We start from the raw sequence: 17,125 nt of genomic DNA, 5'->3' as shown, positions 1-17,125 counted from the left end.
GGAGAATTTTTCAAGCCCCTTTTTGCGCTTCCCCATTTATTTACAGATCACTGGCGGCGACGGCAATAAAAAGGGCCGGACGAACCGACCCTCTCATCTTCATCAATATGTGACCGAAAAGATCAGGAGACCTTGAAGCTGGACATTGCCTTTTCAGCGGCTTCCTTGCCGGGCTTTGCCACGGTTTCGGCAACCTTCTTGACGGTTTCCTGCATGGCCTTGGCCTGCTCGACGGTGACTTCAGCCTGCTTGCGGATGAAGGCGGTCTGCAATTCGACCAGCTCGGCAACAGACTTGACGCCCATCAGGGCTTCCATGTGCGACAGGGACAGTTCGGCATTGGTGCGCAGGGCATCGATAGCCTTGAGGCCAAGTTCCATGCCGCCGCTCTGGGCGCTCTGCAAGGTGGCTTCAACCGTCTTGGTGGCGTCTTCAGCAGCCGTCTTCATCTTGGCATAGGCTTCCTTGGACTGGGCAGCACCCTTCTCGGTGAAGTCGCGCAGGCTGTCGGAAATCTTTGCAGGGTCGAAAGCAGCAGCGGAGAAAGGGGTGGATTTCGAATTGGTAGCCATGATGAACTCCTTGGAAGGGGCTGTCTCTGGTCGCCTTAAGCTTGCAGCCCGGTGTTTTTCGATAGAGGCTCTATAGCAGGACTTATTGTGCGTTGCAATATTATGTTGCAGTGCACAATAAAATAATTGTCGAGATTAACCCTGTTTGGCGATAGAGGCGCTCTTCGCTGGACCCGGAGGGGGTGCGAAGTTATTAAAAATCTGTTAATTCAGAACAGTGCCGGCGAAAAGCTCGACAGGTAGACCATGCCCGCTATCCAATACCCTTTCATTGATATCGCCGTGCACAGCGCGGTCAGGGCCAAGTTTGCGCGTGGGGATGCGCTTGCGCTGTTTTCGCCGGATCTGGAACGGGTGCTTTGGGCCAATGGCGCCGGGGCTGGTTTCTTCGGAACGGCCTCGGTTTACGATTTCCTCGACCAGGGCCCACCACGCCAGGATGTCACCTTCCGGCAGATCGCCGCCATGGCACGGCAATTGAAAACGACGGGCGAAGCGCGCCGGTTGGTGGTACGGGCTGGTTCGGGCTTTCGCCTCGTGCCGGTCGAAGCCCAGCTGGAACGGCTGGAGATCCGCCCCGGCGAAGTGGTCATCCTGTTTTCCATGCCGGTCAGCTACCGGGCCGCCTCGGCCCGCAGCGAAGCATTGCTGCGCGGCTTCGAAGATCCCGATACCCATATGGCTCTTCTGGACAGCAAGGGCGCGGTGATCCGGGCATCCGGCAATTTCGACCGGCTCGGCATTACCCCACGCACCATCGAAACCATCGTGCAGATGGCGCAAGTCCAGCCCGGCGGCCTGATGAAGCGGCCTATCCCGACAGCACGCGGCAACCTGCCCGCAGCGCTTGGCAGAATTGCCGACGACCCCGCGATGTTCCTGCTGTTTGCAGTGGAAACCCTGCTGGGAACGCTGGATGCGTCGGACGGGTTTACTGAGGAGCAGCCCACCCCGATTTCCGTAACGGCTCCACAGGTCCACGAACTGCAGGTTTCGATAGAGCCCGCCGTGGCCGCTGCTGAATCTTCCCCATCCGAGACTTTTCCAGCCGCAGATACAATCGCTGTCGAGGTTGAAGAGGCCAAACCTGAGGAAACCAAGTCCGAAGAAACCAGATCTACGGAGACTTTCGAAGATGTGGTCGAAGCCCTGGGCAGTATCCACGAGTTGGAACCTGAGCCGGAAGATCTGTCTCAGGCGGATGCGTTGAGCCCGCAACCGGACGATCATGCTGGTGGCGAGCCCCTGCCTGAAGACGAGCCCGCGCCTGAAGAACGATCAGTTCCTGAGGAAAGCCCCGTTGAAGCGGAACAGCCTGCCACGTCCGACGCGACGTTGACCGAGGATCATCACACCAGCACGGATCTGCCGGATTCCGATGTCGGACAGGATGAGGTCGAAGCCGAGGACGATGCCCGGCTGGAGGAAACCGCAGAGCCCGCGGTCATCACTGACCCCGCTGACCAGCCTGACGAGAGCGAAGCCGAGACAACCGCATCCTCTGCGGACGCTTTTGAGCAGGACGATGAGGGCGAGACGGAGCCCGCGCCGCATTCTGCGGAAGAAACGCCCGAATTGCCAGATACCGCCAGCGGACAGGCTGCGCGGCAAGAGGAAACCACCCAGCAGGATTTCTCCTTCACTCCCACCATGCGGGCGGCGCGGTTCGTGTGGAAGGTCGATGCACTCGGCTGTTTCAGTGAAGTCTCGCCGGAATTTGCCAAGGCGGTCGGCCCGCGGTCGGCGGCAATCGAAGGCCAGACCTTTGCCGATCTTGCTGCCCTGTTCAATCTCGATCCCGATGGCAAGATCGTCGAATTGCTGAAAAAGCGCGATACCTGGTCCGGCAAGACGATCTACTGGCCGATTGAAGGCACCAGCTTGAAAGTGCCGGTCGATCTGGCCGCCTTGCCGACCTATACCCGCAATCGCGATTTTGATGGCTTCAGGGGCTTTGGCGTCGTGCGGCTGGCCGATTGCATCGAAGATATCGACAAGGTCGGACTGACCTTAAGTGCCCCGCTTGAGCAGAGCAGCACGACCGAGCAAGCGGCGCCAGCCGATCCACAGCAAGACATGCCTGGCGATGCCCCCGCCGCTCCGGCAGAGGTCGAAAGCGCTGATACCATCCCTGTGCCAGAACAGTTGGAAGAACGGGAGGAAGTGCCGGCCTTGGTCATCAGCGCTCCAGCCCCCCTTCCCCAGGCGGAAAATATCGTTCAACTCAAGCCTCGCCATTTCGGCCGCGAAGGCTTGAGCCCGGCTGAACATGCGACCTTTCAGGAAATTGCCCGCAGACTGGACGCACTCGGTGCAAAATCCGCTGACGGCAGCCGCGATCTATCGTCCAAGAAGAGACATAACGACACTGGGCGTGACGACAAACCCGCCCTAGAAGACCAAAACCCATCCCCTGTTGACTCAGCAGATGCCGAAAAGCAGAGGACTGATGCCGATGCCGCTGGTGCGACACCCGAAGCGGCGGATACAACAGTGCCTTCGCCACGTGCCGAGCGCGACAGCCTGCCTGAGAATGACAACACAAAACCAGATCCAGACACCGATCTATCGGCATCGCAGGCCAGTGAAGAGGTCGATGACGAGGTAATTGACGAGTCAACAAGCGCCGAAGACGGCGACGATCTGGCTGACGTCGTTTCTGACCAGGAAGAGGACTTTTCGGCTGAAACCGTCGTCGAATTCCCCGCCGCCTCCGCTGGTGACGAAGTTTCCGCCCATACAAACGATGACGCGGAGGATGGAAAAAACGCTGCGGACGAGATGATCCTGCCGGTCACATCCGGACCTGGCGCTCTCCTGCCACGTCCGCCGCGCGATGTGGTGTTTTCGCCTGACGTGCTGGACATGCTGCCCGTGGCATTGCTCGCGCATCGCGGTGATACCCTGATCCATGCCAATCCGGAATTTCTGGCGCTGACCGGCTATGCCGATCTCGGCGCATTGGCTCAGTCAGGCGGGCTGGACGCGCTTTTGCAGCGTGACGATGTGGTGCAAGGCGACAATCCGCAAGACGATCAGCCTGGAACGGACGCGCGTCGTGATGGCAGGCTCGTCGTGGTCAGGGCCGATGATACGCTGGTGCCAGTCTCGGCACGGTTGCAATCGATCCGCTGGGAAGAGGCCAGCGCCTTGCTGCTGGCGCTGGTGCCGCAGGCTCCGGCAAAGCCTGCCGAGATGCCCGTTGCAGACCATACGCCTCTTCCGATTTCCGATGCCGGTGACGGTTCACAGCCTGGATTGGACCATCCGACCCGGCTCGATGCAGTGGAGTATACCGGCCTGCGCATTGAGGTGGAGGAACTGCGCTCCATCCTGGAAACGGCAACCGACGGCGTGGTGACCATCAGCACCGATGGCGAAATCCGCTCGGTCAACGGCGCGGCCAGCGCGCTGTTCAACTATGACGAAGACGATATTCGCGGTAAGCCGTTCGTGACGCTGTTTGCCCATGAAAGCCAGAGAGCGATCCTCGATTATCTGGGCGGGCTCACTGGCCACGGCGTTGCCAGCGTGCTCAACGACGGACGCGAAGTGATCGGCCGGGAATCCTCCGGCGGCTTCATTCCGCTGTTTATGACCATTGGTCGCCTCTCCTCTTCCAACGGTTTTTGCGCTGTCATCCGCGACATTACCCAGTGGAAGCGCACCGAAGAGGAATTGCGCAGCGCCAAACGTGCCGCAGAAACCGCCAATGCCCATAAGACTGACTTCCTGGCACGGGTCAGCCATGAAGTCCGCACGCCGCTGAATGCCATTATCGGCTTTGCCGATATCATGGCGGATGAGCGCTTCGGGCCGATCGGCCATGGACGCTACGCTGAATATGCCGCCGATATCGGCCGTTCCGGCCGGCATGTGCTGGATATCGTCAACGATCTCCTGGATATTTCCAAGATCGAGGCGGGCGAAATGGATCTCGATTTCATCGCGGTCGGCTTGAACGAGACGGTGTCGGAAGCCGTGGCTATCGTTCAGCCGCAGGCAAACGGCCAGCGGGTGATCATCCGCACGGCGCTGTCGCAATCGGTGCCGAATGTTGTGGCTGACATGCGGTCGATCAAGCAGATCGTGCTCAATATCCTGTCGAATGCCATCCGGTTCACGCCTTCAGGTGGGCAGATCATCGTTTCCACCAATTACGAGCCGAATGGCAGCGTGACGCTGCGCATCCGCGATACCGGCATCGGCATGACGCGGGCAGAACTGGAACAGGCCATGAAACCATTCCGGCAAGTGTCTCCGGGCGGCGCCCGGCTGCGCGGCGACGGCACCGGTCTTGGACTGCCGCTGACCAAGGCCATGGTGGATGCCAACCGCGCCAGCTTTGCTATTCAATCGACACCGAACGAAGGTACGCTCGTGGAAATCACCTTCCCTTCTCCAAGGGTTCTGGCGGGATGACCGGCAAGGCAACCCAGCCTGGATATTTTCTGTGATGCGGTGCGGCTCGCAGTCCCCAGCTTTGTTACCCATTGATCTCCTTGATGACATGATCGTGGAGCACCGCTCTCCAAAGGGCATGATTGCCGACGAAAATTGCCAGACAAAAGCCTTTGCTGTATCGGAACATCGGCAGTGGACATACTCTTTGCACCGAATGTGAAAGGCCAGATGTGACGCTCGGTTCAAATCGGAAAAGGTCGGTATCCGGGCGTTGGCGCGGTCCCCGGTTGGCCCGCGTGGTGATTGCCGTCATCGCGGTTGCACTATGCGTTTTTGTCGCCTCCCGGCTGGCTGCCCCTTATATCGTGTCCAGCAGCCTGGTGCGCGGCAGTATCGAAAAGGCCATCAGCCGCTGGAGCGGCCATGATGTCGAGATATCGGGAACACCCAGCCTGCAATTCTGGCCGGAACCCCGCATCACCCTACCCAATGTGACGATTACCGAGCGTGATCCCGCTCAAGCCGCTGGAGCGGCTGCCAATGTCAAGCGCGTCCTTGCCCATATCGACGTCCTGTCGGCTTCGTTCGGGCTGGTGAATGCGGCGATGGGCAACCCGGTCTTTGACGATTTCCATCTCAGCCGACCCCGCATCTACATGCGACGTGATCCGCAAGGCCATCTCGATTGGGCGGGAAAAGGCCTGCTCTCCGATGCCATTTCTCATGTCCAGGGCAGCGCCAAGGACCGACAGAGTCTCGACAGGGCCTATGATGCCCGGATCGGATCGGTCACCATTGAAAATGGTCGGATTGATATCGAGGATCAGTCGCTGCGGCGCCGTGTGGTGATCGACAGCATCTTTTCTCATCTGTTCTGGCCGGTCATGTCAGCCCCCGCGATCGGCAACGCCAATATGATCATCGGCGGCGTGGCTACCCAGCTGGATTTTGCCTCCCCCCAACCATTAATCCTGCTTGGCGGCGGCGTTGGTCAGGCGGAATTTTCCCTGACCGCACCGACCCTGAAGGGTAGTTTCAGCGGCAAGACCGGACTTGCGCCTGCGCGCTTCGCCTCAGGCCAACTCAGCCTGACGATTTCCAATGTTCCGGGACTTCTCGCCTGGACCGGCGCGACTTTGCCCGGCACGGAAGCGCTGCACACGGTCTCCGTCAACGCCACGGTGACGGCGGAGACGGACAAGATCAGGCTGGACAGTCTATCCTTTACCGCCAACGACACCCGCGCCACCGGCCTGATGGAAATGGCCCAGGCGAAAAGCGGCAAGCCGAAGCTGAGCGGCACGCTGGCCTTCGAGCAGATGGATATTCCAACTTTTCTCGGGGCATTTTCTCTCTCGGCCCCCGACGCCGGAACAAATGAGGGAAAAAGCGGTCTGCTGGACTGGCTGGAATTCGATCTCACCCTGTCGGCCCGCAAGGCGACCTATTCGCCCTTCACACTGACCGACATGGGTGCCAGCATTTTGGCGACCGATGGCACCGTGGTATTCGACATTGCCGATAGCACGCTGGCCGATGGAACATTGATTGCCCATCTCGAAGGCCGCAATGGCGGCTTCGACCAAGGCGGCCATCTGGACCTGTCGCTGACCAATGCTGATCTTTCCGATATCGAGGGCAAACTGGCGCTCAATGGCCCTCTGCCGCTGGGGCCTGGCTCCTTGACGGTCTCGGCCGCGACCAACCGGGCGCTGTGGGAGACCCGTGCAGGGGATATTACCGGCACGCTGGAACTCAACGCCGGGCCGGGACGGATCACCGGCGTCAACCCGGATGGCATCCGCAGCAAGGCCGCAGAGCAGCGGTTTTTCCGCTTGCAGGATGCTGGCACGGGTGAACTGCCATTTGACAGTCTGACCGTGTCTGCCACACTTGGCGGTGGCAGCATCAACATCGGCAAGGGCGCGTTACTGGGCACCGTTCAATCAACGTCTTTTTCCGGCGTGGTTCCCTATGATTTCAAGGGACTGGCTCTCTCGACGGAAGTCCGTCCCGGCACCGCCTATGCCAGCAGTACCAGTGATGACGCTGGCAATTTTGCGCCGCTGCGGCTTTTCATCGGCGGCTCCTGGCCGGATTTGATCCTGTCACCCGCCCGGCCTTGACCCTTGGCTTTCACCGCCCGGCGGCGGCAATGTGCTCATCGCGCTGGCGCTGCAATTCCCGGCGCTTCGTGCCGATGGAGGCAATGATAACGCCAAGCGTTACGACGGCGATCAATATGGTGCAGACCGCGTTGATTTCCGGCGTCACACCCAACCGCACCTGCGAATAGATCTTGATCGGCAGGGTCGTCGCGCCCGGCCCGGTGGTAAAGCTGGCAATCACCAGATCGTCCAGCGACAGGGTAAAGGCCAGCATCCAGCCGGAAACGACGGCTGGCAGGATTAGCGGCAGGGTGATGCGGAAGAAGGTCTTGACCGGCGGGCAACCGAGATCGAGCGCCGCCTCCTCCAGGCTGCGGTCGAACGTCACCAGCCGCGATTGCACGACGATGGCCACATAGCACATGGTAAAGCTGGTATGGGCCAGCGTAATGGTCATCAAGCCGCGATCGACATTCAGCGCAACAAACAGCAAAAGCAGCGACAGGCCAGTGATGACATCAGGCATGACCAGCGGCGCATAGACCATGCCGGAAAACAGCATGCGGCCACGAAACCGCCCGAAGCGCACCAGCGCCAGCGCCGCCATGGTGCCAAGTACGGTGCCGAGGCTGGCCGAGATGACGCCAACCCGGAGCGTCACCCAGGCGGCATCCATCAGGCTGTCATTCTGCCAGATCTCCTGGTACCAGCGCAAGGAGAACCCGCCCCAGACCGTCACCAGCTTCGATGCGTTGAACGAGAAGATCACCAGGATCAGGATCGGCACATAGAGAAAGGCGAAACCGAAAGTGAGAAAAACGGGATCGAAACGGCCAGATTTCATCACGGTCCCTCACACTTTGCTTTGTTGATTCTGGAAAATCATGATCGGCACCACCAGCAAAAGCAGCAGGACGATGGCGACGGCGGAGGCGACGGGCCAGTCCCGATTGCCGAAAAACTCCGTCCACATGGTTTTGCCGATCATCAGCGTGTCGGCGCCACCCAGCAGGTCGGGAATGACGAACTCCCCTGTGATCGGAATGAAGCAGATCATCGATCCGGCAATCACCCCTGGCATGGACAGCGGAAAGGTAATCCGCCAAAAGGCCGTCATCGGCGGGCAACCGAGATCGCTTGCCGCTTCCAGCAGGCTGCCATCCATCTTCTCCAGAGCCGAATAGAGCGGCAGGACCATGAAGGGCAGGTAGGAATAGACGATGCCGATGAATACGGCGATATCGGTCTGGTAGATATGCACCTGCTGGTCGGGACCGTAGATATGCAGGCTTTGCAGCAGCAGCGTCAAAAGCCCTTCCGGCTTCAGAATGCCAATCCACGCATAGACACGGATCAGGAACGAGGTCCAGAACGGCAGGATGACCATCATCACAAGGGTTGGGCGCAGTTCCGCCTTGGCGCGTGCCATGGCCAGCGCCATCGGGTAACCGATCAACAGCAGCAGCAGGGTGGAGATCGCCGCGATCCTCAGCGACGACAGATAGGATTCGATATAGAGCGGATCTTCACCAAGGATCTGGAAATTCTCGAAATCCAGCTGCGACAGGAAATCGCCCAGCTGTGAAAAGCCTTGGAAAACCGGGGTATAGGGCGGCATGGCGATGGCCGTATCCGACAGCGAGATCTTCACGATGATGAAGAACGGTGCCAGGAAGAACAAAGCCAGCCAGAGGTAGGGCAGGACGACAATCAACCAGCGGGCCCGGCTTGCCTGGCGAAGGACCGGAGGAACGGCTTGTGGAAGGGTTGCGGGCTCGGCCATGGCGCTACCTCGTCAACAACAGGCCGGCATCCGGCGTCCAGGAAAACCAGACCTGATCACCGAAGGTAATCGGCCGGTCTACCAGACGCGCGACATTGGCCTGCGCCGCCCGGAAGGTGAAACCATCCTCGCGCCGGATGATGAATACCGAAAAATCGCCGAGATAGCCGATATCCCAGACCTCGCCGGAAAGCGCATTGACGCTGGTATCGGCGGGCGGGTCGATGGAGATACGAACCTTTTCCGGGCGGATGGCAAAGGCAACCTCGGCACCGTCAGCGAGATCGCAGGGCTGATCGACCAGGCTGGTGAAGCCGTCACAGGCAATGGCCACAGGGCCGCCAGCACTATCGCTTCGCAGCAACCGTCCCTCGACGATATTGATGTCACCGATGAAATCCGCCACGTAACGGCAATTCGGCGCCTCATAGATTTCGGCGGGCGTCGCCACCTGGACGATTTCGCCCTTGTCCATGACAGCAATCCGGTCAGATACCGTCATCGCCTCTTCCTGGTCATGGGTGACGATCAGGAAGGTCAGACCAAGCTCGGTCTGGATATCCATCAGCTCGAACTGGGTTTCCTCGCGCAGCTTGCGGTCCAGCGCGCCGAGCGGCTCGTCCAGCAACAGCACTTTCGGACGTTTGGCCAGTGAGCGCGCCAAGGCGACGCGCTGGCGCTGGCCGCCGGAAAGCTGGCCTGGCTTGCGCCTGGCGAACTCCTCCAGCTTGACCAGTTTCAGCATTTCCTCGACCCGCGCCTTGATTTCACCCTTGGGCAGATTGTCCTGCTCCAGGCCGAAGGCGATGTTCTTTTCCACCGACATATGCGGAAACAGCGCGTAGGACTGGAACATCATATTGGTCGGGCGACGATAGGGCGGCACGCCGGCGAGATCGCGGCCCTGCAACAGGATGCGCCCCTCGGTCGGTTCCTCGAAACCGGCCAGCATCCGCATCAGCGTGGTCTTGCCGCAGCCGGAAGGCCCAAGCAGCGAGAAAAACTCCCGCTCGTAGATGTTCAGGGTAAGGTTATCGACCGCCGTAAACGGCCCAAACCGCTTGGTAACATTTTCAAACCGGATGAAGGGCATTTGCCCCCGCTCCGTCCATGGTGCGAATTTGCGTTTCACCGGCCCCAGAGTCTTCGCCATCGATCCCCTTCCCCGCCTGCCTTGTTTGCCAAGGCCTGAACGGTCTTTTCTGCGCGTCTCAAATAGAAAACGGGGCATTCCTGCCCCGCTTCATCTCGTTTACTTGCCGGTCTTGACCTGGGTCCAGAGCCGGTTCAGGACGCGCTGCGATTTGGGATCGTAAGGCGAGATGGTGAACAGCCGCTTCATGGTCGCCTCGTCGGGATAGACGGAGGGATTGTTGAGCACATCGGCGCTGACCATTTTTTGCGAGGCCAGATTGCCATTGGCATAGGAGACGAAATCAGACGCCTTGGCGATCACCTCGGGCTTCATCAGGTAATTGATGAAGGCATGGGCTTCCTCGACATTCTTGGCATCGGCCGGGATCGCCAGGTTGTCGAACCACATATAGGTTCCTTCCTTGGGGATCACATAGGCGATTTCCACGCCGTTCTTGGCCTCTTCCGCCCGCTTCTTGGCCTGGATCACATCGCCGGACCAGCCGATGGTGGCGCAGATATCGCCATTGGCGAGATCATTCAGGTAGGAGGAGGAGTTGAAGGTCTTGGCGTTGGGCCGGATCGCCTGGTAGACCTTGGCGCCTGCTTCCAGGTCGGCTGTTTTCTTGCTGTCAGCCGGCTTGCCGATATAGTTCATGGCAATCGCGAAGGTTTCATCCGAGGCATCAAGGATGTTCAAACCGCATTGCTTGAGCTTCTTGGCGTTTTCCGGCTTGAAGATGAAGTCCCAGCTATCGACCTTGACGTCATCGCCGAAGATCGCCTTGATCTTCTTGACATTGTAGCCAATGCCGGTCGTACCCCACATATAGTTGACGGCATATTGGTTGCCGGGGTCGTAATTGGCGAGACGCTCCATAACCATCGGCCACATATTGGCAAGGTTCGGCAGTTTCGACTTGTCGAGCTTCTGGAACACGCCCGCCTGGATCTGCCGCGCCAGGAACGGACCGGTCGGCACCACCACATCATAACCGGAGCCACCAGCCAAAAGCTTGGTCTCCAACAGGTCGTTGTTGTCGAAGACGTCATAGACGACCTTGATGCCGGTTTCCTTGGTGAAGTCCTCCAGAATCTGCGGATCGATATAATCCGACCAATTGTAGACATGCACTTCCCGGTCAGCGGCACCGGCAGGCAGCGCGCCAGCCGATACGGTGATGGACATGGCCGCGAAAGCGGCGGCGGCAAAGCGAATCCCGGTGGATGTCATCACGTCTCCTGTATCCAGGCCATTGGGGGATAAGGCCCGTCGTTCCCATTATTTTTTACCAGACTAGAAAGGAAATATGCGCTCGACAAGCGTAATTTTCCGCACCACAGCAAAGCAGCGCACAATGTACCGGCGGGGCACCGGCTGGTTGAAGTGGCAGGACCATCTTCCTTATGACATTCGGTGCGGTGAGCTCCCCCTCAATAACCAACCGTCAATCTTTTTAATACATCTTATGGTTATATTATATTAAATATCAATCAAAAGTAGGTAAAATGAGCGACGTCAGTGTGACATACCAGACTATTCTTTCCACAAACCAATTCGTGACCGGTGTACGCCAGGATACCGGCACCGACCACCCGGTCGTCCTGACCGGCAATTACCAGCCAACCCAAGGTGCGCAACCGCAGGCGCTTCTCTATCGCGGGCCGCTGGTTCCCACCGACACCTCGGGCTATGCCTATCTGCCCCCCGTTTTCAAAGGCCAGACGGTGACGACATCGACCTTCTACGGTCCGAATACACCTTTGTTCAATCCGGGCATCGGCAAGGGAAATGTGCGCGCCGTCGGCAGCTATAAATATGCTGAGGCCTCCGATCCGACTGCCGATCACGGCATGATGTATGAAGGTACCTTCGACGGTTCAGGCAAATGGACAGCGCTCGACATCCCCAAGGATGTTGCCGGTGGGATAGTGTTTTATACCATTGCCCATTCCACCATGGGCGACCTGGTGGTCGGCAATTTCGATCTCACCGAGCCGCATGGCTCGGCAGCCGCCTTCATTTACGATATCCGCACGCAAAGCTTCTCCAAGCTCAGCCTCGGGCCACTCACCACCGCTTATGGCATCTGGCAAAATGGCGGCGACGGCAGCAATGCCTATACGATTGTCGGCGGCTACAAGGGCGAGACCGGCATCAATGTCGGCTTCGTGCTCGATTACGATGCTACGACGAAAAAGATCAGCAATGTCACGAATTACAGCTATCAGGGCAAGCCAGGGATTGTGACTCATTTCGAAGGCATCAGCGCCATAGAAAGTGGTTATTGCCTTGCCGCGATGGCGGACCCGGGCACCGCCTTCGTCACCATCGGCCGCAATAGCGACGGAACCTTTACCGACGCCAAATGGGTTCCGGCCGCCTATCCGACCAGCGATGGACCATCAACCGGCAATACGGTGATCGACAATAATCTGATGGGCATCATGACCACGGACAGCGGCGTGCAGTCCTATCTGGCCGTGATTAAAGCCTAGAGATTGGGATTAAAGCCTAGAGTTTTTTGGGAAAAGTGGACTCCAGTTTTCCCGCAAACAAACGACAACAAGAACAGTGAGGGCCTGTCTGGTTCCACCTGCACCGGACAGACTCCAAAGCTTGTCAGCTCCCTCACTGGGAGCCGTCACTGGAAATCGAAGGCGCTTAATCCCGCCGTCATTTCGTCCAATCCGAGTGGCCGCGTCATCGGCGGTTCGGCCCTGGAAAGACAGGCCTGCCGCTCGCAGATCCGGCAGGCCTGGCCGATCTCCACCAACGCCATCCGTGCCTCGCCGTAGACGGTGTCCTGTGCGTGAGAGAGATCGCAGCCAATCAGCAGGGCTGTGCGGCGGACCCGCTGCTGAAAGCCCGCCTGTGGCCCTTCCAACGTGCGCGACACGGTGAGAAAACCCACGCCATCCGGGGCAATAACCGGCTCGACCAGAACCTGTCCCGGCTCTGAAAAAGCCGCATGAATGTTCAGCTTCGGACATTGGCCGCCGAATGTGGCGCGGGGGAAACCCTGCCCGCCAGCCCGGCGGATGATATTGCCGGCATGATCGATCTCCATCAGGAAGAACCCAATGCCCGCAGCGCCCGCCCGTTGCAGCGTGACCAGCCGCGAGGCTGCCTGCTCGAATGACACCCGGAACCGGGCGCGCAGCACGTCCACGTCATAACGCGCCCGCTGCGCCGCTGCCAGAAAAGCGCCGTAGGGCATGATCAGCGCGTGGGCGGCGTAGCGCGCCAGTTCAAACCGGGCGATGCGGCGTGCTTCGTTCGAGGTCAGAGCCAAGGTTTCCAGCTCGGCGCGGATTTCCTCGCCCATGACAAGCAGGCAGGCTTCCATGGCCATTTCCCGGACCTGGTCGAACGGCGACAGCCGTTCCGACAAGAACAGCCGCATGGAATGGCGGTCGTAACGCCGCCCAAGATGCGGCATGACATGCACGGGCAGTGCCCGCACGACGATACCGTGCTGGGTGCGCAGCCAGGTTTTCAGCGCCGCCTCCAGCCCATCGCCCGGGTCGAGCGCCGCGTGAAAGGCTTCCGCCGCCGCCTCAATCAGGGGAAAATGCAGGCTGCGGCGCTCCAGCACGTCACGCACTTCATCCATCGGCAGCCGCGCCCCGGCCAGCGCCGTTTCATGTCCCTCGCGGGCCAGCAATTCGGCAAGATCCGACAGGCGCTTGGCCTGCTCCCGGTAGGCCCGGTAAAGCTTGACCACGCCGCTGGCGGCATTGGGGGCCGCCTCGGCAAATTCGATCAATTCCTGATCGCCGGGAATTTCTCCAGCCAGCAGCGGATCGGCAAACACTTCGCGCAGCGGCACCGAGCCGCCGCCCGCATCGCCCTGCAATTCCTCCAGATCGACCTTGTAGACCGAGGCCAGTTTCAGCAGCAATTGCACGGTCAGCGGTCGCTGGTTGCGCTCGATCAGATTGAGGTAGGAGGGCGAAATACCCAGCGCCTCGGCCATCGCCGTCTGGGTCAGGCCCAGGCCATTGCGCACCCGTCGCACCCGCGGCCCGGCAAAGATCTTGTGGTCGGCCATGTCAGCCCCTCCGACAGGAATTTACAAAATTTACGCCTCGACGCATCACGCCGGTAATTTACAATTTTTACAATATTACATCGCTCATTTGTAAACAACAAGACATCCTAACCTCTTTCAAGCCGTTGTTTTATCGTTTTTTCTTGGGAAATTTTGCAGCGCATTGTAAAACAAGTCACACCAGACCAGCAGGAAAGCAGCAAGAGGAGCGCGCTATTCCTGCATGAAAACGACAAGAGGAGACTGCCATGACTGATTTTTACAAACTCGTTCCCTCCGCATCGCAGGGCCGTTTCGATGGCGTCGAGCGCACCTATTCGGCAGAGGATGTCAAGCGGCTGCGCGGCTCCGTGGAGATCCGCTATTCGCTGGCGGAAATGGGGGCGAACCGGTTGTGGCAGCTGATCGGCCAGGAGGATTTCGTCAATGCGCTGGGGGCGCTGTCGGGCAATCAGGCCATGCAGATGGTCCGCGCCGGGTTGAAGGCGATCTACCTTTCCGGCTGGCAAGTTGCGGCGGACGCCAATACCGCGTCCTCCATGTATCCCGACCAGTCGCTCTACCCCGCCAATGCGGCCCCGGAACTGGCCAAGCGGATCAACAAGACCCTGCAACGGGCCGACCAGATCGAAACCCAGGAAGGCAAGGGCCTGTCAGTCGAGACCTGGTTTGCGCCGATTGTTGCCGATGCCGAGGCAGGCTTTGGCGGGCCGCTCAACGCTTTCGAGATCATGAAGGCCTTTATCGAAGCGGGCGCGGCGGGGGTTCATTATGAGGACCAGCTGGCATCTGAAAAGAAGTGCGGCCATTTGGGCGGCAAGGTGCTGATCCCGACCGCTGCGCATATCCGCAACCTGACCGCCGCCCGGCTTGCCGCCGACGTGATGGGGACGCCAACGCTGATCATTGCCCGCACCGATGCGGAGGCCGCCAAGCTGTTGACCTCTGATATCGATGAGCGCGACCAGCCATTTGTAGACTATGATGCAGGCCGCACCGCCGAAGGTTTCTACCAAGTGCGCAATGGCATCGAGCCCTGCATTGCCCGCGCCATTTCCTATGCGCCCTATTGCGATCTGATCTGGATGGAGACCTCCAAGCCGGATCTGGAACAGGCCCGCAAATTCGCGGAGGCCGTGCATAAAGTGCATCCGGGCAAGAAGCTGGCCTATAATTGCTCGCCATCGTTCAACTGGAAGAAGAACCTCGATGACGCAACCATTGCCAAGTACCAAAAGGAACTCGGCGCCATGGGCTACAAGTTCCAGTTCATCACGCTGGCGGGCTTCCATCAGTTGAACTACGGCATGTTCGAACTGGCGCGCGGCTACAAGGACCGACAGATGTCCGCCTATTCTGAGCTGCAACAGGCGGAATTTGCCGCCGAAGCCAATGGCTACACCGCCACCAAGCATCAGCGCGAAGTTGGCACCGGTTATTTCGACGCGGTTTCGATGGCGATTTCGGGCGGCACGTCCTCAACCACGGCCATGAAGGAGTCGACCGAACATGACCAGTTCCGCCCTGCTGCTGAATGAGTTCTGGGCCGTTGCCCTGCTGATATCCACCGCCTTGGCCAGTCGAAAACTGACCTCTGCCTTTATCGCAATTCCCGCCCGGTGTCGGGCGGGGAATCCCTTTCAAAAACCCCAGACATAAGAGGAGCAATGCCATGACACCCCAGACCCGCGTTAAAGAACGTGCCGAAGAACAGGCAACCGCCATGAATGCCGACCAGCAGGCGCTGATCCGGATGCTGGCCAATGATCTGCACCGGCTGAACCATTCCGTCATGAAAGCTGTTGAGGCCGGTGTTTCCGTCGAGCTGGTCCGCTCCGCCCGCCACCATGGCGGAGATGGAAACTGGGGCGACCTGCTGATCCCGGTCGTGGTCACGCAAGGGATTGCGGCTCAGGGCATCAAGGCTGCCTGAGATACACATAACGAGCGTGTTTAGCCCGGCTGGAAGGCCGGGCTAAACCGTTTTTCCGCTGGTTTTAGTCTTGAGACGCAGGCCCATAACCAAAGGCACGCTGATCGCATAAACGGCAATGACCGACATCCAGATGCCGCCGGGCCAATAATCCCGGATGAGGAAGTAAACACTTGAAAACGCCAGGGGACCGATAATGGCGGCGAGGCTGAGGGCGGAGGCGAGCACTCCCTGAAATTGACCTTGCTTATCCGCATCGACCTGGGCAGTCGCCAGCGATTGCAGGGCCGGAACGCCGATGCCGCTGAGGGAAAAAACCGGCATGATCGCAAACACCATCCAGCTTTCCGTTGCAAAGGCAATGACGGCGAGCGAAATGCAGGCACTGGAAACACCGATCAGAATGGCGATCCGCTCGCCAAACAGCTTGACCGCCGGGCCGGGAAGAAAGGTCTGAGCAAGCGCCTGACAGATGCCGAAGGCGCCAAGCGACAGGCCGATCCACAGCCCGCTCCACTGAAACGCATCGCCGCCCCACAGCGCCCAGCAGGTCGCATAGGCCTCACCTGTCAGGCTGAAGATGAAAAACAGGATCACCATGGGCAACAGGTTTTTCAGCGACAACGCCCATTTCAAAGGCCGCAGCGGGTTGATGGCCGCCAGATCGAGTTTCTCACGCGTCGGCGTGCGGGACTCCGGCAGGACGAAAAACGCCAGTAGCAGATTGCCGCCATTCAGCACGGCGGCAGCAATGAAGGGCAGCCGCAGCCAATAATCCCCCAGCGCCCCGCCGATAATCGGGCCGAAGATGAAGCCCAGGCCAAACATCGCATTAAACAGACCAAAGCGCCGCGCCCGCTGATTTTCCTGCGAAATATCCGTCACATAGGCCGTCGCCACCGACATATTGGCGCTGGTCAACCCAGTAATGGCACGCCCCAGCAGCAGCAACCAGAGACTGTCGGCAAAGGCGAGAAACAGATAATTGACCGCCGCCCCCGCTAGCGAAATCAACAGGATGGGCCGACGACCGAGCCGATCACTGAGCGATCCCAGGATCGGCGCAAAGATAAACGTATGCGCCGCCTCCATCCCATTGATTCCGCGTGTTTGTGAACATTGAGGTTTGTGCCAGA

Annotated in this window: 12 protein-coding genes; 5 read left to right on the top strand and 7 right to left on the bottom strand. The window is 59.3% G+C overall.

The genetic code is table 11. The annotated features are described in order from the left end of the window. Positions 1–122: 122 nt before the first annotated feature. Complete coding sequence (locus ASB66_RS08205) at positions 123–572, bottom strand: phasin (protein WP_060719216.1); 450 nt, start codon at positions 570–572, stop codon at positions 123–125. Between the two features lie 246 nt (positions 573–818). Between ASB66_RS08205 and ASB66_RS08200 the strand changes: the two genes are divergently transcribed. Both ASB66_RS08200 and ASB66_RS08195 read left to right on the top strand, forming a co-directional pair. Further along, positions 819–4,994 carry an ATP-binding protein gene (locus tag ASB66_RS08200; RefSeq protein WP_114386372.1) on the top strand — a complete coding sequence of 1,392 codons (4,176 nt, stop codon included), beginning with the start codon at positions 819–821 and terminating at the stop codon, positions 4,992–4,994. A 212-nt stretch (positions 4,995–5,206) separates the two neighbouring features. Continuing rightward, complete coding sequence (locus ASB66_RS08195) at positions 5,207–7,102, top strand: AsmA family protein (protein ID WP_147274024.1); 1,896 nt, start codon at positions 5,207–5,209, stop codon at positions 7,100–7,102. Positions 7,103–7,112: 10 nt separating this feature from the next. Here the strand turns inward: ASB66_RS08195 and ASB66_RS08190 are convergent, their stop codons facing one another. From ASB66_RS08190 to ASB66_RS08175, 4 genes are all read right to left on the bottom strand, one after another. Continuing rightward, positions 7,113–7,928 (bottom strand): ABC transporter permease, encoded by an 816-nt coding sequence (locus ASB66_RS08190; protein WP_060719219.1) that lies wholly within the window; start codon positions 7,926–7,928, stop codon positions 7,113–7,115. A 9-nt stretch (positions 7,929–7,937) separates the two neighbouring features. Next, positions 7,938–8,867 carry an ABC transporter permease subunit gene (locus tag ASB66_RS08185; protein ID WP_060719220.1) on the bottom strand — a complete coding sequence of 310 codons (930 nt, stop codon included), beginning with the start codon at positions 8,865–8,867 and terminating at the stop codon, positions 7,938–7,940. A 4-nt stretch (positions 8,868–8,871) separates the two neighbouring features. Further along, positions 8,872–10,020, bottom strand: coding sequence for an ABC transporter ATP-binding protein (locus tag ASB66_RS08180; protein ID WP_060719221.1), 1,149 nt, complete (start codon positions 10,018–10,020; stop codon positions 8,872–8,874). 99 nt (positions 10,021–10,119) lie between these two features. Further along, entirely contained in the window at positions 10,120–11,235 is a 1,116-nt protein-coding gene (locus ASB66_RS08175) for a polyamine ABC transporter substrate-binding protein (RefSeq protein ID WP_060719222.1), read from the bottom strand. A gap of 275 nt (positions 11,236–11,510) precedes the next feature. Here ASB66_RS08175 and ASB66_RS08170 point away from each other — a divergent pair, with 275 nt between their 5' ends. Further along, the gene (locus tag ASB66_RS08170; protein ID WP_060719223.1) at positions 11,511–12,500 is read left to right on the top strand and encodes a hypothetical protein; all 990 of its coding nucleotides are present in this window, start codon (positions 11,511–11,513) and stop codon (positions 12,498–12,500) included. A gap of 146 nt (positions 12,501–12,646) precedes the next feature. Here the strand turns inward: ASB66_RS08170 and ASB66_RS08165 are convergent, their stop codons facing one another. Next, entirely contained in the window at positions 12,647–14,056 is a 1,410-nt protein-coding gene (locus ASB66_RS08165; RefSeq protein WP_060719224.1) for a helix-turn-helix domain-containing protein, read from the bottom strand. Positions 14,057–14,304: 248 nt separating this feature from the next. On the opposite strand from ASB66_RS08165, the gene aceA reads away from it, so the two are divergent. Together aceA and ASB66_RS08155 are read left to right on the top strand one after the other, a co-directional pair. Beyond that, positions 14,305–15,594 carry an isocitrate lyase gene (aceA, locus tag ASB66_RS08160; RefSeq protein WP_060719225.1) on the top strand — a complete coding sequence of 430 codons (1,290 nt, stop codon included), beginning with the start codon at positions 14,305–14,307 and terminating at the stop codon, positions 15,592–15,594. Between the two features lie 134 nt (positions 15,595–15,728). Further along, positions 15,729–15,989, top strand: coding sequence for an SMc00767 family acetate metabolism repressor (locus tag ASB66_RS08155; protein ID WP_060719226.1), 261 nt, complete (start codon positions 15,729–15,731; stop codon positions 15,987–15,989). A 42-nt stretch (positions 15,990–16,031) separates the two neighbouring features. Here the strand turns inward: ASB66_RS08155 and ASB66_RS08150 are convergent, their stop codons facing one another. Further along, positions 16,032–17,081, bottom strand: a complete 1,050-nt coding sequence (locus ASB66_RS08150) for a TCR/Tet family MFS transporter (protein ID WP_234823921.1) — start codon at positions 17,079–17,081, stop codon at positions 16,032–16,034. Between the last annotated feature and the right edge of the window lie 44 nt (positions 17,082–17,125).

Source organism: Gillisella vitis (genome assembly GCF_001541345.2).
Classification (GTDB): Bacteria; Pseudomonadota; Alphaproteobacteria; order Rhizobiales; family Rhizobiaceae; genus Allorhizobium; species Allorhizobium vitis.
Note: the sequence above shows the minus strand (reverse complement) of the source record. Positions and strands in the feature narration are given on the sequence as shown.

Bases quoted from the DNA above. Each gene is read 5' to 3' on its own strand.
- ASB66_RS08185 (WP_060719220.1), bottom strand. From the start codon at position 8,867: ATGGCCGAGCCCGCAACCCTTCCACAAGCCGTTCCTCCGGTCCTTCGC.
- aceA (WP_060719225.1), top strand. From the start codon at position 14,305: ATGACTGATTTTTACAAACTCGTTCCCTCCGCATCGCAGGGCCGTTTC.
- ASB66_RS08165 (WP_060719224.1), bottom strand. From the start codon at position 14,056: ATGGCCGACCACAAGATCTTTGCCGGGCCGCGGGTGCGACGGGTGCGC.
- ASB66_RS08170 (WP_060719223.1), top strand. From the start codon at position 11,511: ATGAGCGACGTCAGTGTGACATACCAGACTATTCTTTCCACAAACCAA.
- ASB66_RS08150 (WP_234823921.1), bottom strand. From the start codon at position 17,081: ATGGAGGCGGCGCATACGTTTATCTTTGCGCCGATCCTGGGATCGCTC.
- ASB66_RS08200 (WP_114386372.1), top strand. From the start codon at position 819: ATGCCCGCTATCCAATACCCTTTCATTGATATCGCCGTGCACAGCGCG.
- ASB66_RS08155 (WP_060719226.1), top strand. From the start codon at position 15,729: ATGACACCCCAGACCCGCGTTAAAGAACGTGCCGAAGAACAGGCAACC.
- ASB66_RS08175 (WP_060719222.1), bottom strand. From the start codon at position 11,235: ATGACATCCACCGGGATTCGCTTTGCCGCCGCCGCTTTCGCGGCCATG.
- ASB66_RS08180 (WP_060719221.1), bottom strand. From the start codon at position 10,020: ATGGCGAAGACTCTGGGGCCGGTGAAACGCAAATTCGCACCATGGACG.
- ASB66_RS08205 (WP_060719216.1), bottom strand. From the start codon at position 572: ATGGCTACCAATTCGAAATCCACCCCTTTCTCCGCTGCTGCTTTCGAC.
- ASB66_RS08190 (WP_060719219.1), bottom strand. From the start codon at position 7,928: ATGAAATCTGGCCGTTTCGATCCCGTTTTTCTCACTTTCGGTTTCGCC.